Below are 17,028 nucleotides of genomic sequence, written 5' to 3' on the forward strand. Positions count from 1 at the left end.
TGCACGACGGGCAACGCTACGCGTGCCCGCCCGTCTTCTTCGCTTGCAGTGCGCGAATCCGCATCCGCGCGCCCGAATCGCTGACCGTCGCGTCGTACATCGTCGCGAGATCGCGTTTGAGCGCGGTGCGCGAACCGCCGTCGAGATACACCATGTGCCCCGACGGATAAAAGCGCGCGGACAGGTTTTGCCGCACTTTCTGATCCTCGAGCGGCATCTGCTGCAGGTCGATCACGGTCTGGTAGAACGGCGTGACGAAATCGTAGAGGCCGTTCGCCGACAGCACCTTCAGGTCGACGTTCAGCGCCATCACCGCGGCGAGATCGCCGGCCGTATAGAGGATCACGTTCCCCTTCGCATCGATGCCCTGCTGCGCGCCGGTCGGATCGATATGGCTGAAGTCCCAGTTCTGGAATGCCTGGTCGTTCAGGTCCGTGAACGCGGAATTCGACGTGAACTTCAACTGCTCGTTCAGGTAGCTGTTCCACATCGCCGTGTAGACCCCCGTCACGGCCGTCATCGTCGGGTCGTTGCCGCCCGAGTTCGGATCGATCTTGCCGGCGATGCCCGACGAGATCCCGGTCACGCGGCCGTCGTACGAACCGAGCGCGAGCCCCTGCGCGTGCAGCAGCGTCGTCAGGAACAACGAATTGCCACGCGCGTCGTAGCCCGCGATGTCGAGCCCCCAGGTCTGCAGCGTCGCGGTGTCGATGCCCGTGTAGTCCGACAGCTTCCGCACGGCGGCCGGATCGGCATGCGGCACGTTGCGCAGTGCGCTCAGGTAGTCGGTACGCGCGAACTGCGCGACTTCCTCGACGAACGTGCCGAGATCGGTCGGCGCGGGCGTGACGCCGAGCTTCTTGTGATACCACGCGTCGGCAGCCGCGGTCGGCAGCGCGCCGACCGGGTTGCCGGCCTGCCGGTAGTCGAGGATCGACGACTGCAGCGTGATGCCGTTCAGGTCGACGCCGTCCTCGTGCAGCTTGTACGCGAGCACGCAGCTGCGCGCGGTGCCGTACGACTCGCCGAACAGGTATTTCGGCGAATTCCAGCGGTTGTTCTTCGTCAGATAGCGCTTGATGAACTGCTTCAGCGAATTCGCGTCCTGGTCGACGCCCCAGAAGTTGCGGTTCTTGTTCGGCGCGACGGCCGCCGAATAGCCGGTGCCGACGGGGTTGATGAACACCAGGTCGCTGTGGTCGATCATGCTGTCCGGATTGTCTTCCATCTGGTACGGAGCAGGCGGCGTGAACCCCGGCATCGAGGTCTTGATGCGCTTCGGCGCGAACGAGCCGAGCAGCACGAACACCGACGACGACCCGGGACCGCCGTTGTAGAAGAACGTGACGGGCCGCGTTTCCTCCTTCGCGCCGTCGGCCGTGAACGCGACGTAGAAGATCTTCGCGGCCGGCTGCGAACTGCTCGGATCGACCGTCACGAGATGGCCGGCTGTCGCCGTGTACGCGAGGCGCTTGCCGTCGATCAGGATCGTGTGGTGCGTGATCGCAGCCGCTTCGGTCGTGTCGGTGACCGAGTCGTCGGGGCCATTGCCGTACGCGACCGGATCGAAGAACGGCTGGTCGCGGCCGTGGCTCAGCGCGACCGGATTGATGGTCGGCGGCACGCCATGCGAATTGTGGTCGCCGTGATGCAGCGGATACACGCCGCCGGAGGATGCGGAATCGATGCCCATCGTGCTGCTCCTGGAGGTGAGAAAAAGGCGCGGGCCGGAAGCCCGCGCCATACGAAAAGCCGTGTACCGCAGCCGTCAGCTCGACGGCTTGCGCGTCAGGATCGCCGCGAGCTGCGCGCCGTTCGGGCTGCCGAGGCCCGTGCAGGCATCCCAGCCCTGCGCGGCCGCATACGCGCCGTTCGAGCCGTGCGTGACGTCGCGCAGCGCACCCGGGTTCTTGTACAGCACCGGGTTGACCCAGCCGACGGCCGCACCGCCCGCCGCATTGATCCGTGCGATCAGCGCGGCCCACAGTGGCGCGACCGCGCTCGTGCCGCCCATCACCGTGGCCGTGCCCGCGATCGACACTTCGTAGCCCGTCTGCGGCGACGCATCGCCGGCGACGTCCGGCACGCCGCGCTTCGCGAGCGGTGTGCTGCTGCCATCGGCGCGCGTGACGGTCAGCCCCTGCTGCCACGCCGGCAGGTCGAACAGCGTGCTGACACCGCCCCCGCCCGCGCCGCCGCCGGCCGCCTCGTCGTTCCACGTGACCTCGCTGCGAATGCCCTGCCCCGGCAATGCATCGAGCTGCGTGCCGCCGCAGCCGAGCACATACGGGCTCGATGCGGGGAAGTCGACGTGATCGGCGCCGTCCTGCAGCCCGTCGCCCGAGCCGCTGTCACCGGATGCCGCGCACACCGTGATGCCCTGCGCGGCCGCTGCCTGCAGCACGCGGTTGAACGCCTGCGCGGATTGCGCCTGCCAGATCGCCTCCGGGCCGCCCCAGCTGATCGAGATCACCGACGGTTTGTTGGTCCTGTCGCTGACGGCCGCGTTGACGGCCTGGACGAAGCCCGCGTCGCTGTTCGGCGCGAAGTAGACGGCGATCTTCGCGGCCGGCGCGATTGCGCCGGCAATCTCGATGTCGAGGGCGACTTCGCCGTCCGGGCCGCTCGGGTCGCCGGTCGGTGTGTTGCGGCCGGTGCCGACTTTCACGTCGACGAGCGTCGGCGGCGTCTTGATGCCGAGCCCGTGGAAATACTGCTGGATGTCGGCCGCGCGGTAGCCACCGCCGAGCTCGATGATCGCGATGCACTGCCCGGCACCGTCGCCGGCCGGGAAGCCGTACAGCGACGCCAGCTGGATCGGGGTGAACGTGACGCCCGCCGCGCCGCCGCGTGCGGGCTTGAACGGCGGTCGCAGCCGGAAGTGCGGCCGCGCCTGGGGGCGGCTGTCGAGGCCGAGCACGGCCGTGACGACATCGCCGAGATCGTCGGGCAGCGCGATCGGGCCGGAGCGGCCGCGATACTGGCCGATCGACTGATGCTCGAAGCGCTCGAGCTTGACGCTGAACGCGGCTTCGAACTGCTGGATCGTGCCGGACAGGACGACGACGCTTTCGACGGGATCGACGCGATCGACCGTCAGCTGGTGGTGACGCGCGAAGTCCTCGGCCTTGCGAATGTCGTCGGGATTGGCGGAAAAGCGTTGCGCGAAGGTTTCGCGCGACACCGGTTTCGCTTGCGCGTCACCGGCGGCGAGCTGGTGGACCAACGTATCGAGTTGCCCTTCTTCCTGCCGCCGCAACATGATCGTGACGTGGATGCGTTCTGCCGGATCGCACGGGCCGAGGCACTTGGACTCGGCGACGATTCGGGGTTCACGGTCGGCGTGAAGATGCCTTGCCATGTTCAGACCCTCCTTGGTACCGCGTTGCACGGAACAGCCAGGAAATCGGACATGGCCGGCGGAAGTCGGTTCCGTTCGGTCAGTCGGTTCGCGAATGCGCGAAGTTGAAGGGAGTTTAGATCAGTCAGACGATTTGCGCGCACGCCCTTCTGCGGCGGGGCATGGCCACGAAGGCCGGCATTGCACGCGGCCTCTGTCGATCGTCACATCGCTGCCGAGCGGCAGCGATGTGACGATGCGGCTCAATCCATCGACAGCCGCAGCGCGAACCCGATGAGCGCAGCGGAAAACGTCCAGCGCTGGACCGTCTGCGCGAGCGGATGCGCGCGCATCCACGCCGCGATGCGCGACGCGCCGAGCACGCATGCGAGGTCGAAGCACACGCCGGCCGCGACCAGCAGCGCGCCGAGCTCGAACATCTGCCACACGACGGGCCCGGCCTCGGGGCGCACGAACTGCGGTAGCAGCACCGAGCAGAACAGCAGCGCCTTCGGATTCAGCAGGTTCGTCAGCAGCCCCTTGAAGAACGACTGCCGCAGTTCGCCCGGGGCCGCCTCGTCGCCGTCGCCGAGTGTGAACACCGGGGAGCGGAACACCTGGATCGCGACGTACGCGAGATAAAGCGCGCCGCCGTAACGGATCGCCTCGTACAGCCACGGCGCGCTGCGGATCAGCGCCGCGACGCCGCACGCGGAGAGCGTCACGTGCGCGGTGCGCGACAGCGAAAGGCCGGCCGCCGCCGCCATGCCCGGGCGCACGCCGCGGCCGATGCTGGTCTGCAGCACGAGCGCCATGTCGGGCCCGGGCACCGCGTAGATGGCCGCCAGCGCGGCGAGATAAATCAACAGCAAATGCGTGGAAATCATGGTCTGCCCCCGTCCTTCAATGACGATATGTTGCCGCTGAAGGTAGAGGGATTACTGGCCATCTTTGGCTCAGAATTGGCGATCCATAGCGGAATCCGCCACAATCACGGAATCCAGACAAGGATTCCGCCAACATGACCGAACTCGACAAAACCGATCGCGCGATTCTCGCTGCGGTGCAGCGCGACGGCCGCCTGCCGATCGCGCGTCTCGCCGATTCCGTCGGCCTGTCCGAAACGCCGTGCGCGCGGCGCCTGAAACGTCTCGAAAACGACGGCTACATCGAGCGCTACCGCGCGCAGTTGTCACGCCAGGCGCTCGGCTTCGGCGTCGTCGCGTTCGTGCTGGTTCGGTTCGCGACGCACGATCGCAAGGTCGCCGACCGGTTCGAACGGGAAGTGCTCGGCATCGAGCGGATCCTCGCGTGCCACAACGTCGCGGGCACGGCCGACTACCTGCTGCAAGTGGTCGCGCGCGATCTCGACGACTACGGCACGTTCCTGCGCGACTCGCTGCGGATGCTGCCTGGCGTCACGTCGATCGAATCGGCGCTGTCGTTGCGGGAGGTGAAACACGACGCGGGGTTGCCGGTGCCGTGATGCAGACAGCGGCTCGCTCCGGCGTGACACTCGTCCACATTGCCGGCGTTGTCCGACCTCGCGCTGCCTCACGCGGCCTCACACGACGTCGGGCGACTGGTGCGCGCGCTCGAGATCCTCGAGGAACGCCTCGACGAGCGGATCGCCGCGCCCGTCGCGCGCCACGACCATGTGGAACGTGACCTCGTAATGCAGCCGATCCGGGTTGAGCGGCGCGAGGAGCCCCTGCGCGACATACGGCGCCGCGAAGTGCTGCGGCAGGTAGCCGAGGTGATGGCCTGACAGGATCAGCAGCGCGACCGCCTCCATGTTGTCTGCGGTCGCGCTCACGCGATCGGGCGTCGTCGACATCTGCGCCTCCGGCAGCGGATACGAGCGCCAGGCCCATTCGAATCCCGCGACGTCGGCCGGCGTCAGCGCGCCAGCGCGTTCGAACAGCGGATGGCCGCGACCGCAGTACGCGACCTGCCGCTCGATGAACAGCGGCGTGTAGTGCAGCGTCGGCACGCGATGCCAGAAGTAGCCAACCGCGATCTGGATCTCGCCGTTCAGCAGTTTCTCCTCGAGATCGCCCGGCGCACGCACCGAGATCGAGAAGCGCACGGCCTCGTCGCGTGTGCGGAACGCGGCGATCGCCTCCGCGATCCGCGCGTTCTGGCTGACCGGCGTATGGCCGATCAGGCCGATACTCAGCGTACCGACCAGCTGGCGGTCCATGTGCCGCGCGGCCATCCCGAATTCGTCGAGCGCGGCGAGCAGCTTGCGGCTCATCGCGTGGAACCGCTCGCCCTTCGGCGTGAGCCGAAAGCCGCTGCGGCCGCGCTCGCAGAGCCGGTAGCCGAGCCGCGTCTCGAGCGACGACAGTTGCGCGCTGATCGTCGACTGGCCGACGTTCAGCATCGCCTGCGCGGCCGACACGCCGCCCGCGTCCGTGACCGCGAGAAACACGCGGATCAACCGCAGATCGAGGGTCGACAGATTCCCCAGCACGCTATTCCCCTTCCATACATCGATGAAAATCGATGTTTACGTCGATATCTTCGCATTCTTCTTTCCCGCCGGACGCGTAAAACTATGCGCCAAGCCGCGTCGAATGATACGGCAACCCCACATCGGAAGAGACAAGCCCATGAACGACCACACCCATTTCCAGCCGCTCGGCGGCAATGAAATGCCGCGCAGCGGCGGCATCGCGACGATGATGCGCCTGCCGCACGTGACGAGCGCTGCCGGCCTCGACGCGTGTTTCGTCGGCGTGCCGTTCGACCTCGGCACCTCCAATCGCACCGGCGCACGCTTCGGCCCGCGCCAGATCCGCACGGAATCCGTGCTGCTGCGCCCTTACAACATGGCCACGCGCGCCGCGCCGTTCGATTCGCTGCAGATCGCCGACATCGGCGACGTCGCGATCAACCCGTACAACCTGCACGATTCCATCGCGCGCATCGAGACCGCGTACGACGCGATTCTCGCGCACGACTGCAAGCCGATCACGCTCGGCGGCGACCACACGATCGCGCTGCCGATCCTGCGCGCGATCCACCGCAAGCACGGCAAGGTTGCATTGATCCACGTCGATGCACACGCCGACGTGAACGATACGATGACGGGCGAAAAGATCGCGCACGGCACGCCGTTCCGCCGCGCGGTCGAGGAAGGCCTGCTGCATGGCGACAAGGTCACGCAGATCGGCCTGCGCGGCACCGGCTACGCCGCCGAGGATTTCGACTGGTGCCGCGAGCAGGGCTTCCGCGTGGTCCAGGCCGAGGAGTGCTGGAACAAGTCACTCGCGCCGCTGATGGAAGAAGTGCGCGCGCGCATCGGCGACACGCCCGTCTACATCACCTTCGACATCGACGGCATCGACCCGGCCTACGCACCGGGCACCGGCACGCCGGAAATCGCCGGCCTCACGGTGCCGCAGGCGCTCGAGATCATCCGCGGCGCGAAGGGGCTGAATATCGTCGGTTGTGATCTCGTCGAAGTCGCGCCGCCGTACGACCCATTCGGCACCACCGCCCTGCTCGGCGCGAACCTCGCCTACGAGTTGCTGTGCGTGCTGCCCGGCGTCGCGTACCGCGACTGATCCCGGCGCACAACCTATTCAAAATCAGAGGATTCCAGAGGAGCACATAACAGATGGGGACTGCCATCAAGCAACCGAAGCGGGCTGCGCTCGCTTCGTTCGTCGGCACCACGATCGAATGGTACGACTTCTATAGCTACGCGACCGCCGCCGCCATCGTGTTCGGGCCGCTGTTCTTTCCCGGCGAAAGCCGTTTCGTCAGCCTGCTCGCGTCGTTCGGCTCGTTCGCGGTCGGCTTCTTCGCGCGGCCGCTCGGCGGCGTGATGTTCGGCTATCTCGGAGACCGCTTCGGCCGCAAGCGCTCGCTGCTCGCGACGCTGATGCTGATGGCCGTATCGACGGTCGCGATCGGCCTGCTGCCGACCCATGCGCAAGCCGGCGTGATCGCACCGATCCTGCTGGTTCTGATGCGCGTGCTGCAAGGTATCGCGGTCGGCGGCGAATGGGGCGGCGCGGTGCTGCTCGCCGGCGAGCATGCGCCCGAAGGCAAGCGCACGTTCTTCGCGTCGTTCGCGCAGCTCGGCAGCGCGAGCGGCCTGATCCTGTCGATGCTCGCGTTCGGTGCGATCAGCACGCTGTCGAAGGACGACATGATGAGCTGGGGCTGGCGCGTGCCGTTCCTCGCGAGCGCCGTGCTGCTGGCGGTCGGCTTCGTGATCCGCGCGAGCGTGTCCGAGTCGCCCGAGTTCGAGGAAGTCAGGAAGAGCGGCAACACCGCGCAGAACCCGGTGCGCGAGGCACTCAAGTACTGGCCGCTGCTGCTGCTCGCGATCGGCGCGAACGTGTACGGAATCGCCGGCGTGTATTTCAGCAACATCTTCATGATCAGCTATGCGACGCAGTTCCTGTCGCTCGACCGGTCGATGGTGCTGCATTGCATGACGATCGTCGCCGTGCTGCAGTTCGTCGTGCAGCTCGCGGCCGCGTTCATCGCGCAGCGCTTCGGCACGACCCGCGTGCTGCTGATCACCGGCGCCTGGGCCGCGATCGTGCCGTTCGTGATGCTGCCCCTCGTGCACATGGGCACGCCGCTGTCGATCACCGTCGGCGTCGGCCTCGCGACGCTCGCGGAATCGGGCTACTACTCGGTGGTCGCAGGTTTCGTCAGCGGCATCTTCATCGCGCGCATCCGCTACACGGCGATCTCGATCGCGTACCAAGTGTGCGGCGCGATCGCCGGCGGTCTCACGCCGCTCGTCGCCACGCTGATCGCACAAAACACCGCGCCGCAATGGTGGCCGCTCGCGATCCAGTATACGAGCGCCGCCGTGTTGTCGTCGGTGTGCGTGTGGCTGATCTCGCGCCGCGTCAGCATCGACGATGCCGGCGCGCCCGGCAAGGCGGACGAAGCGCTGCCGAGCGGCGCACGCACCGCGTAACCTCACGCAGCGGGCAGGCGGCATCGCCTGCCCGCTTGCGGTGCGCGTACCGCGGTACGCCGCAACGTCCCCACCCCGCCGAACAAGCGGCCCACACATGCGGGCCGCTTGTTGCCATCCGATCGTCGATCGCGACGGCGTACACCCAGCGTTCGCGCGTTATCGCACCTGGCTGCGCAGCGTCTTCGCGGCGGCGACCATGTTCGTCAGCGCCGGAATCACTTCCGCCCACTGGCGCGTCTTCAGCCCGCAGTCCGGGTTCACCCACAGGCGCTCCGCCGGAATCCGCTCGGCCGCCTTCTTCATCAGGCCGACGATGTGATCCTGCGTCGGGATATTCGGCGAGTGGATGTCGTACACGCCCGGCCCGATCTCGTTCGGATACCTGAAGCTGTCGAACGCGTCGAGCAGCTCCATGTCCGAGCGCGACGTCTCGATCGTGATCACGTCCGCGTCCATGTCGGCGATCGACGCGATGATGTCGTTGAACTCCGAATAGCACATGTGCGTATGGATCTGCGTATCGTCCTGCACGCCGTTCGCGGCGATGCGGAACGACTCGACCGCCCACTGCAGGTACTCGCCCCATTGCGCGCGGCGCAGCGGCAGCCCTTCGCGCAGCGCAGCCTCGTCGATCTGGATCACGCGCACGCCGGCCTTCTCGAGATCGAGCACTTCGTCGCGGATCGCCAGCGCGAGCTGGTAGCACGACACCGAACGCGGCTGGTCGTCGCGCACGAACGACCAGTTCAGGATCGTCACCGGGCCGGTCAGCATGCCCTTCATCGGCTTGCTCGTCAGCGACTGCGCATACGCGATCCATTCGACCGTCATCGCCTTCGGGCGGCTGATGTCGCCGAACAGGATCGGCGGCTTCACGCAGCGCGAACCGTACGACTGCACCCAGCCGAACTGGCTGAACACATAGCCGTCGAGCTGCTCGCCGAAGTATTCGACCATGTCGTTGCGTTCGGCTTCACCGTGCACCAGCACGTCGAGCTCGAGCGACTCCTGCTCGCGCACGCTGCGCTCGATTTCCGCCTGCATCGCCTTGCGGTAGCCGGCTTCATCCAGCGCGCCCGCCTTGAACTGGCTACGCGCCAGGCGAATCTCGGCTGTCTGCGGAAACGAGCCAATCGTCGTCGTCGGGAACGCCGGCAGATTCAAGCGCGCCGACTGTTTCGGCGCGCGCTGCGTGTATGGGCTCGCGCGGTTGCCGAGTTGCGCGTCGATGCGTGCGATCGCGGCCTTCACCGCCGGGTTGTTCACGCGCGGCGAGCGACGGCGCGCTTCGATCGCGGCGGCGTTCGCGGTGAGCGCGTCGGCCACCTTGTCGCGGCCTCCGTTCAGCGCGGTCGCGAGCACCTTCAGTTCGTCGAGTTTCTGCAGCGCGAACGCAAGCCATGCACGGATCTCCGCGTCGAGCTTCTCCTCGCTCGCGAGATCGACCGGCACATGCAGCAGCGAGCACGACGGTGCGAGCCACAAGCGGTCGCCCAGTTGCTTCGCGAGCGGTTCGAGCCAGTCGAGCGTCGCGTTCAGGTCCGTCTTCCAGATGTTGCGGCCGTTGATCACGCCCACCGACAGGATGCGGTCGGCCGGCAGTTCGCGCACGAGCGCGTCGATTTCGTCGCGGGCGTTGATCGCATCGATATGCAGGCCGTCGACCGGCAGCGAGGCCGCGAGCGTCAGGTTGTCCTGAAGCTGGCCGAAGTACGTCGCGAGCAGCAGCTTGATGCGGCGCGTCTCGAGCGTGTCGTACGCGGTGCGCAGTGCCAGGCGCCATTCGGCGTCGAGCTCGGTGACGAGGATCGGTTCGTCGATCTGCACCCATTCGACACCCTGCGCGGTCAGCGTATCGAGCAGCGCGCCATATACCGGCAGCAGCTTCGGCAGCAGCGCAAGGCGATCGGAATCGTCCTTCGCCTTGCCGAGCCACAGATACGTGACGGGGCCGAGAATCACCGGCTTCGCGGCGACGCCCTGCGCCTGCGCTTGCGCCAGTTGCTGGAGCAGGCGCGACGGATCGAGCGAGAAGTTCGTGTCCGCGTGGAACTCCGGCACGATGTAGTGATAGTTCGTGTCGAACCACTTCGTCATTTCACCGGCCGCGACACCGCCGCAGCATGCCGCGTGTTCTTCCGCCGACTGCGCCGAACGGCCGCGCGCGACGCGGAAATAGTTGTCGAGCGTGTCGCCATGGAAGTCCTGCACGCGCTTCGGCAAATTGCCGAGCGTGAAGCTCATGTCGAGCACCTGATCGTAGAACGCGAAATCGCCGATCGGTACGAGATCGAGGTCGCGCTGGTCGTTCCAGTGGCGTTGGCGAAGTTCGGCGCCGAGGGCCTTCAGTTCGTCGCGCGACGATTCGCCCTTCCAGTAGCGTTCGAGACCGAACTTGAGTTCGCGCTTCGCGCCGATGCGCGGAAAACCGAGGTTGTGTGTCGTAACCATGAAGCTGCCATCCAGAAGAAATTGAAGATCCGGCAGTCATCATAGGGATTTCATCTCATGAAATAAAATGGCATTATTTCATTCATCCATTAAAATTGTTCATGTATCTGTTGGGTGAACGATCTCCATGCTGGAACGATTCCATCTCGTCGTGATCCGCGAAGTCGAGCGCCAGGGCTCGCTGACCGCGGCCGCCAATGCGCTGCATCTCACGCAATCGGCGCTCAGCCATACCGTCCGGAAAATCGAGCAGCAGCTCGGTACGCCGATCTGGGACCGGGAAGGACGCGGCCTGCGGCTCACGCAGGGCGGGCAGTATCTGCTGAAGCTGGCGAACCGGCTGCTGCCGCAGTTCGAACTCGCCGAGGAGCGGATGAAGCAGTACGCGAAGGGCGAGCGCGGCACGCTGCGCATCGGGATGGAGTGCCATCCGTGCTACCAGTGGCTGCTGAAGGTCGTGTCGCCGTACCTGTCGCGCTGGCCGGACGTCGACGTGGACGTGAAGCAGCGCTTCCAGTTCGGCGGCATCGGCGCGCTGTTTGGCCATGACATCGACGTGCTCGTGACGCCCGACCCGCTCAACAAGCCGGGGCTGCGCTTCGATCCCGTGTTCGATTACGAGCAGGTGCTCGTGGTCGCGGATGCGCATCGGTTCGCGAACGCCGACTACGTGACGCCCGAGCAACTGACCGACGAGGTCCTGATCACCTACCCGGTCGAAACCGACCGGCTCGACATCTACAACCAGTTCCTGACGCCAGCCGGCATCGTGCCGCGGCGCCACAAGTCGATCGAGACGACCGACATCATGCTGCAGATGGTGGCGAGCGGGCGGGGCGTGGCCGCGCTGCCGAGGTGGCTTGCCGATGAATACGCGGACCGGATGCCGGTCGTGCCGGTCAAGCTCGGCAAGAAGGGCATTGCGAAACAGATCTTCCTCGGCATCCGCGAGGCGGATGCGTCGATCGACTACCTGGCCGCATTCGTCGCGCTGGCGCGCGAATCGACGTGGAGCGCGCCACGCATGCTGCGCTAGCAGCGCTCGCACACTACGCAGTGCCGGCAGTCCGCATGTCGGTGCGCAGGCTCGTGTTCACTATATGGACGACGACGCGAGCCGTGCACGACATGTTGCGTCACGACGTTACGGCACCGCCCCCTTACACATCCGTAAGACCATGATTCGCCATCCGTACTGTCATCAAACTGACTGCTAGCGAAAGCTAGGATCGGACGCGGTTCCTTTACGAGATGCCGTCATGAATCATCCTGCTTCGTCCGCGCCGAACAATTCGGGTTCAGTCGAACGCACCAGGCAGGTCGGCTATGCCGTGTTCCTGCTGGTGCTCGCATTCGGCGCCGCGTATATCGCCACTCACCTGATCGCCGACCTGTCGCCGGTCCGCGAAGGGTCGCTGTTCCCGTACCTCATGCTCGGCGCCGCGCTGCTGATCGCGCTCGGCTTCGAATTCGTCAACGGCTTCCACGACACCGCGAACGCGGTGGCCACCGTGATCTATACCCACTCGCTGACACCCAACGTCGCGGTGATCTGGTCCGGCATGTGGAACTTCCTCGGCGTGATGGTCTCGAGCGGCGCCGTCGCGTTCGGCATCCTGCAGTTGCTGCCGGTCGAACTGATCCTGCAGGTCGGTAGCGGCGCGGGCTTCGCGATGGTGTTCGCGCTGCTGATCGCCGCGATCATGTGGAATCTCGCGACCTGGTATTTCGGGCTACCGTCGTCGAGCTCGCATACGCTGATCGGGTCGATCATCGGCGTCGGTCTGATGAACCAGTTGATGCACGGGCCATCCGGCACAAGCGGCGTCGACTGGGGCCAGGCGCTCGGTGTCGGCAAGTCGCTGCTGTTCTCGCCGATCGTCGGCTTCCTGTGCGCGGCACTGCTGCTGCTCGTGCTGAAGGCGCTCGTGCGGATTCCCGATCTGTACAAGGAGCCGCCGAAGGATCAGCCGCCGCCGTTCTGGATTCGCTGCCTGCTGATCTTGACCTGCACGGGCGTGTCGTTCGCGCACGGATCGAACGACGGGCAGAAAGGGATGGGCCTCATCATGCTGATCCTGATCGGCACCGTGCCGACCGCGTATGCGCTGAACAAGGCCGTCACGCCAGCCGAAACGCAGACGTTCGTCGCCGTCGCGAACCAGGCTGCCGCGACGTTCGGGAAGTATACGAACGGCGTCGCGCCGTCCGCGAACCCGCGCGCTGACGTCGAACACTACGTGCAGCATCGTGAACTGACGCCCGCCGTGCTGCCTGCCGTGCAACAGCTGTCCACGTTGCTCGCGACCGCAGTCGGCACGTCGGGGTCGATGGCGGCGGTGCCGCAACGCGACGTCGACAACGTGCGCAACACGATGTATCTGGTATCCGAAGCGATTCGCCTGATCGAGAAGTCGGGGCAGCCCGCGCTCGCCGCCGACGACAAACTCGCCATCGACAACTATCGCAAGCAACTCGACCACGCGACCAAGTTCATTCCGACGTGGGTGAAAGTCGCCGTCGCGATCGCACTTGGCCTCGGCACGATGGTCGGCTGGAAGCGGATCGTCGTGACCGTCGGCGAAAAGATCGGCAAGCAGCATTTGACGTATGGGCAGGGTGCGTCGGCCGAACTCGTCGCGATGCTGACGATCGGTGCCGCCGACGTGTACGGGCTACCCGTGTCGACGACGCACGTGCTGTCGTCGGGCGTTGCGGGCACCATGGCCGCGAACGGATCAGGGCTGCAGTGGAGCACGGTGCGCAGCCTCGTGCTCGCGTGGGTGCTGACGCTGCCCGCGTCGATCGTGCTGGCAGGCGGGCTCTACTGGTTGTTCCGGTCAGTGGCGTGATCGGGCAAACGGTGGGTGGCCGGTGAGAGCCGGTCGCCTGCCGTGGAAGATTTCGCCGTCGCTTCTCCGCTTTTCCGCTTCGACACTTCTCGGCATTCGATGGGTTCGTGCCACGTCCTTGCCTTTTCGGCCTTTCCAGATTGAAGCGCAAGATCTGGAGCGCGCCGGCACACGGACGCCGCTAGACTGGGTTCATCAACTTTCATCGTGGCTTCAACCGTGCATGCGACGCTTGCGAATATTCCGTGCGAGCGTACGGCGCCACATCGCTGACGAACCGAGGTACGCCCGTGAATATCGCCAATCTGCAACCTGCCGTCGAATCGACGGACATCGCGCAACGCGTCGATACAATCGACTGGCCGACTGTCGATGTCGAGCTCGATCGCTACGGATGTGCGCGAGTACCGGGCCTGATCTCCGCAAGCGAGAGCGATGCGCTCGCCTCGCTCTATCCGCGGGATGCGCTCTATCGTTCGCGCATCGTGATGGCACGGCACGGCTTCGGGCGCGGCGAATACAAGTACTTCGCGTATCCGCTGCCTGGCGTCGTCGCCGCGCTGCGCACGACGCTCTACCCGCATCTTGCGCCGATCGCCAATCGCTGGAACCAGGCACTCGGGATCGACGTCCGCTATCCGAAAGAACACCGGACATTCCTCGATCGCTGCCACGCGGCGGGACAGACACGACCGACGCCGCTGATCCTGCAATACGGTCCCGACGACTACAATTGCCTCCATCAGGACCTGTACGGCGAGCATGTCTTTCCGCTTCAGGTCGCCATCCTGCTGTCGGTACCTGGTCGGGATTTCACGGGCGGCGAGTTCGTGTTGACGGAACAGCGACCACGCATGCAGTCACGCGCGGAAGTGGTGCCGCTGACGCAAGGCGATTCGGTGATCTTCGCCGTCCACGGCAGGCCCGTGCAGGGAACGCGCGGCGTCTATCGCGTCAACCTGCGCCATGGCGTGAGCAGAATCCGAAGCGGCCACCGCCACACAGTCGGCATCATCTTCCATGACGCACAGTGACGGCCTGCGGGGTGCAACGTGATGTTGTCTCGCCATTCGGCATGCGGATGAGTTTGCGCAACAGGCACCGCGCATCATTGCGCAAGGATCGTTGTCTTGTGCCGTGCCGCCACCGCACGGTCTGCGCATCATCGGTGGTAACGGACGACGGGGCACACTGCACTTCAGACGATCGTCGCCATGACGGATCGACGTTTCGAGTGAGCGACAATAATCTGAAGCCCACACCCGTCGCGACGCCAATGCAATGAGAAATCCTGCTTACCTGCTGGCCGCATTTGCCCGGAGGTGATCGCCAGCATTGGAAGCCAGCCGGGCATAGCCGGGCAATGTCAGCAGCGCGAGCACGCCCGCCGCAACGAACGCCCAGCGAAAATCGTCGAGCACGTAATGCATGCCGGCCGCGTCGCCACGCACCAACGCCGCCAACCGCAGCGACAACGCACCGAATGCAATCCCCATCCCGATCGTCATCTGCTGCGCCGCGCTCCACAGCGTGCTGGCCGCGCTCGTCTGTCGAGCCGGAATGTCCGCATATGCCAGCGTCGCGAGCGTCGTGAACTGCATCGACCGCGTGAGCCCGTAGACGAATACGACGAACAGCGTGACCGCCAGCGGCGTCGACGCTGTCAGCCAGCCACACGCGATCGTGAAGAGACCTGCGATCGTCACGTCGACGAGCGCAACGCGCCGGAAACCGAATCGGTCGAGGATCCACGACGTTCCCGCCTTCATCCCAAGATTGCCAAGCGCGCTCGCGAGCAGCAGCAGGCCGGACTGGAATGGCGACAGCCCGAAGCCGATCTGGAACAGCAGCGGCAGCAAATACGGCACGGCGTTGATCGCCATCCGCGTGATGGAGCCGGTGATCACCGTCACCGAGAATGTCGGCACTTTCAGCGTCGAGAAATCGAGCAGCGGATGCGCACAGCGTTGCCCGTGCATCCACACGGCGATGCCGAACAGCACGCTCGCGCCCACCAGAATACCCGCGCGCGTGAAGTCGACGTCCTGCTGGCCAGCCGCTTCGGTACCGATCAGCAGACAGGTCAGCGCAGCGCCTACCAGCACGAAGCCGACCCAGTCGAGCGGTCGTTGCTCGTCGGCACGGGTGTTCCGGACGATCAGCCAGGTACAGACGAGCGCAACAATGCCGAACGGGACATTCAGCAGGAAGATCCATCGCCACGACGCGTAGGTCGTGATGAAGCCGCCGATGGGCGGCCCGACGACCGGCGCGACGATGCCCGGCCACGTGATCGTCGCGATTGCGCGCATCAGCTCGGCCTTCTCGGTGCTGCGAACGACGATCAGCCGTCCGACCGGCACCATCATCGCCCCGCCGACGCCCTGCAGCAGGCGCGCGGCCGTAAACGTCATCACGCCCTCGGACAGCCCGCACAGCACCGACGCGCCGGTAAATACGAAGATGGCGGTGGCAAACACCGTGCGCGAGCCGTAACGATCCGCAATCCAGCCGCTGATCGGGATGAACACCGCGAGCGCCAGCATATAGGCCGTTATCCCGAGGCTGAGCGCGTTCGGACCGACGCCGAACGAGCGTGCCATCTGAGGCAGCGCGGTCGCGATCACGGTCGTGTCGAGATACTCCATGAAGAACGTTGCAGCGACCAGATACGGCAAGAAGTCGGTCGTCCTACCACGGTGGGCAGGGCTATTAATCATGAATGGTGCGGGAAACGAAATACGAAGGACACCGAGTGCCGGCTATGCAGATGAACGCCAGGAATCGGGATGGATGGTGATATTACCCTGAGGGGCTGCTCGTCTGCTCTGCCGGGCGTGCGCGAATGGACTTTATGCGCATAGATTTTTATGACGATATCGTGCTGCAGTCACCGAATGGCGTACGCGATCAGGTCGACACGACACGTCGAGGAACGGAAACATCAATTCGGGCGCATTTTGCTCGAAAGTGACATTTTTCGACGATCATCGATCAATGTCGCTCATCATCGGCCATCACGATGCCAGCTCCAACCGCCTTGTACTCGCCATTCCGCTCGTATTTCCATCGCGCAAATGCAAAAACCCCCGCCTTGTCGGGCGGGGGTTCTTGGCTTAGGGAGCCTGACGATTACCTACTTTCACACGGGAATCCGCACTATCATCGGCGTAGAGTCGTTTCACGGTCCTGTTCGGGATGGGAAGGGGTGGGACCGACTCGCTATGGTCATCAGGCAAAGAGGGTTGTTCTGCTGGCGTGGCCAACAGAACCAATCTTGGAAGAAGCAGTAATTTAGGTTGTGTGTATCACACACGAGAATCAACCAGTCCGACGCGCTGTCATCAGCGCGAGACAGACTTGTTATAGGATCAAGCCTTACGGGCAATTAGTATCAGTTAGCTGAACGCATTACTGCGCTTACACACCTG

The 17,028-nt window shown here is 65.1% G+C and carries 12 protein-coding genes and 1 rRNA gene; 6 read left to right on the plus strand and 7 right to left on the minus strand.

Annotation, left to right across the window (positions count from 1 at the left end; genetic code table 11):
* Positions 1-16 precede the first annotated feature (16 nt).
* The 3 genes from DIE08_RS31600 to DIE08_RS31610 form a co-directional block, all read right to left on the minus strand.
* Positions 17-1,693: a S10 family peptidase gene (locus DIE08_RS31600; protein ID WP_124905574.1), complete on the minus strand. Its 1,677-nt coding sequence runs from the start codon at positions 1,691-1,693 to the stop codon at positions 17-19.
* 75 nt (positions 1,694-1,768) lie between these two features.
* Positions 1,769-3,361, minus strand: a complete 1,593-nt coding sequence (locus tag DIE08_RS31605) for a protease pro-enzyme activation domain-containing protein (RefSeq protein WP_124905576.1) — start codon at positions 3,359-3,361, stop codon at positions 1,769-1,771.
* Positions 3,362-3,603: 242 nt separating this feature from the next.
* Positions 3,604-4,227 carry a LysE family translocator gene (locus tag DIE08_RS31610; RefSeq protein ID WP_059598733.1) on the minus strand — a complete coding sequence of 208 codons (624 nt, stop codon included), beginning with the start codon at positions 4,225-4,227 and terminating at the stop codon, positions 3,604-3,606.
* Between the two features lie 134 nt (positions 4,228-4,361).
* Here DIE08_RS31610 and DIE08_RS31615 point away from each other — a divergent pair, with 134 nt between their 5' ends.
* A complete protein-coding gene (locus tag DIE08_RS31615) occupies positions 4,362-4,826 on the plus strand; it encodes an Lrp/AsnC family transcriptional regulator (RefSeq protein WP_044848788.1) in 465 nt (154 codons plus the stop codon).
* Positions 4,827-4,904: 78 nt separating this feature from the next.
* Here DIE08_RS31615 and DIE08_RS31620 read toward each other — a convergent pair whose 3' ends face one another.
* On the minus strand, positions 4,905-5,816 hold the full coding sequence (locus DIE08_RS31620; RefSeq protein WP_059598734.1) for a LysR family transcriptional regulator: 912 nt from the start codon (positions 5,814-5,816) through the stop codon (positions 4,905-4,907).
* Positions 5,817-5,955: 139 nt separating this feature from the next.
* On the opposite strand from DIE08_RS31620, the gene speB reads away from it, so the two are divergent.
* Positions 5,956-6,912 carry an agmatinase gene (speB, locus tag DIE08_RS31625; RefSeq protein WP_124905578.1) on the plus strand — a complete coding sequence of 319 codons (957 nt, stop codon included), beginning with the start codon at positions 5,956-5,958 and terminating at the stop codon, positions 6,910-6,912.
* 53 nt (positions 6,913-6,965) lie between these two features.
* Complete coding sequence (locus DIE08_RS31630) at positions 6,966-8,291, plus strand: MFS transporter (protein WP_124905580.1); 1,326 nt, start codon at positions 6,966-6,968, stop codon at positions 8,289-8,291.
* A 159-nt stretch (positions 8,292-8,450) separates the two neighbouring features.
* Here the strand turns inward: DIE08_RS31630 and metE are convergent, their stop codons facing one another.
* The gene (gene metE, locus DIE08_RS31635) at positions 8,451-10,745 is read right to left on the minus strand and encodes a 5-methyltetrahydropteroyltriglutamate--homocysteine S-methyltransferase (protein WP_124905582.1); all 2,295 of its coding nucleotides are present in this window, start codon (positions 10,743-10,745) and stop codon (positions 8,451-8,453) included.
* A gap of 127 nt (positions 10,746-10,872) precedes the next feature.
* Between metE and DIE08_RS31640 the strand changes: the two genes are divergently transcribed.
* The 3 genes from DIE08_RS31640 (at position 10,873) to DIE08_RS31650 (ending at position 14,631) form a co-directional block, all read left to right on the plus strand.
* Positions 10,873-11,781, plus strand: a complete 909-nt coding sequence (locus DIE08_RS31640) for a LysR family transcriptional regulator (RefSeq protein ID WP_059532643.1) — start codon at positions 10,873-10,875, stop codon at positions 11,779-11,781.
* Positions 11,782-12,004: 223 nt separating this feature from the next.
* Positions 12,005-13,597: an inorganic phosphate transporter gene (locus DIE08_RS31645; RefSeq protein ID WP_124905584.1), complete on the plus strand. Its 1,593-nt coding sequence runs from the start codon at positions 12,005-12,007 to the stop codon at positions 13,595-13,597.
* A gap of 290 nt (positions 13,598-13,887) precedes the next feature.
* Positions 13,888-14,631, plus strand: a complete 744-nt coding sequence (locus tag DIE08_RS31650) for a 2OG-Fe(II) oxygenase (RefSeq protein WP_124905586.1) — start codon at positions 13,888-13,890, stop codon at positions 14,629-14,631.
* Between the two features lie 261 nt (positions 14,632-14,892).
* On the opposite strand, the gene DIE08_RS31655 is transcribed toward DIE08_RS31650, so the two are convergent.
* Complete coding sequence (locus DIE08_RS31655) at positions 14,893-16,317, minus strand: DHA2 family efflux MFS transporter permease subunit (RefSeq protein ID WP_124905588.1); 1,425 nt, start codon at positions 16,315-16,317, stop codon at positions 14,893-14,895.
* 403 nt (positions 16,318-16,720) lie between these two features.
* Positions 16,721-16,833 (minus strand): 5S ribosomal RNA (gene rrf / locus DIE08_RS31660).
* Between the last annotated feature and the right edge of the window lie 195 nt (positions 16,834-17,028).

The organism is Burkholderia sp. Bp9004 (assembly GCF_003858025.1).
Classification (GTDB): Bacteria; Pseudomonadota; Gammaproteobacteria; order Burkholderiales; family Burkholderiaceae; genus Burkholderia; species Burkholderia diffusa.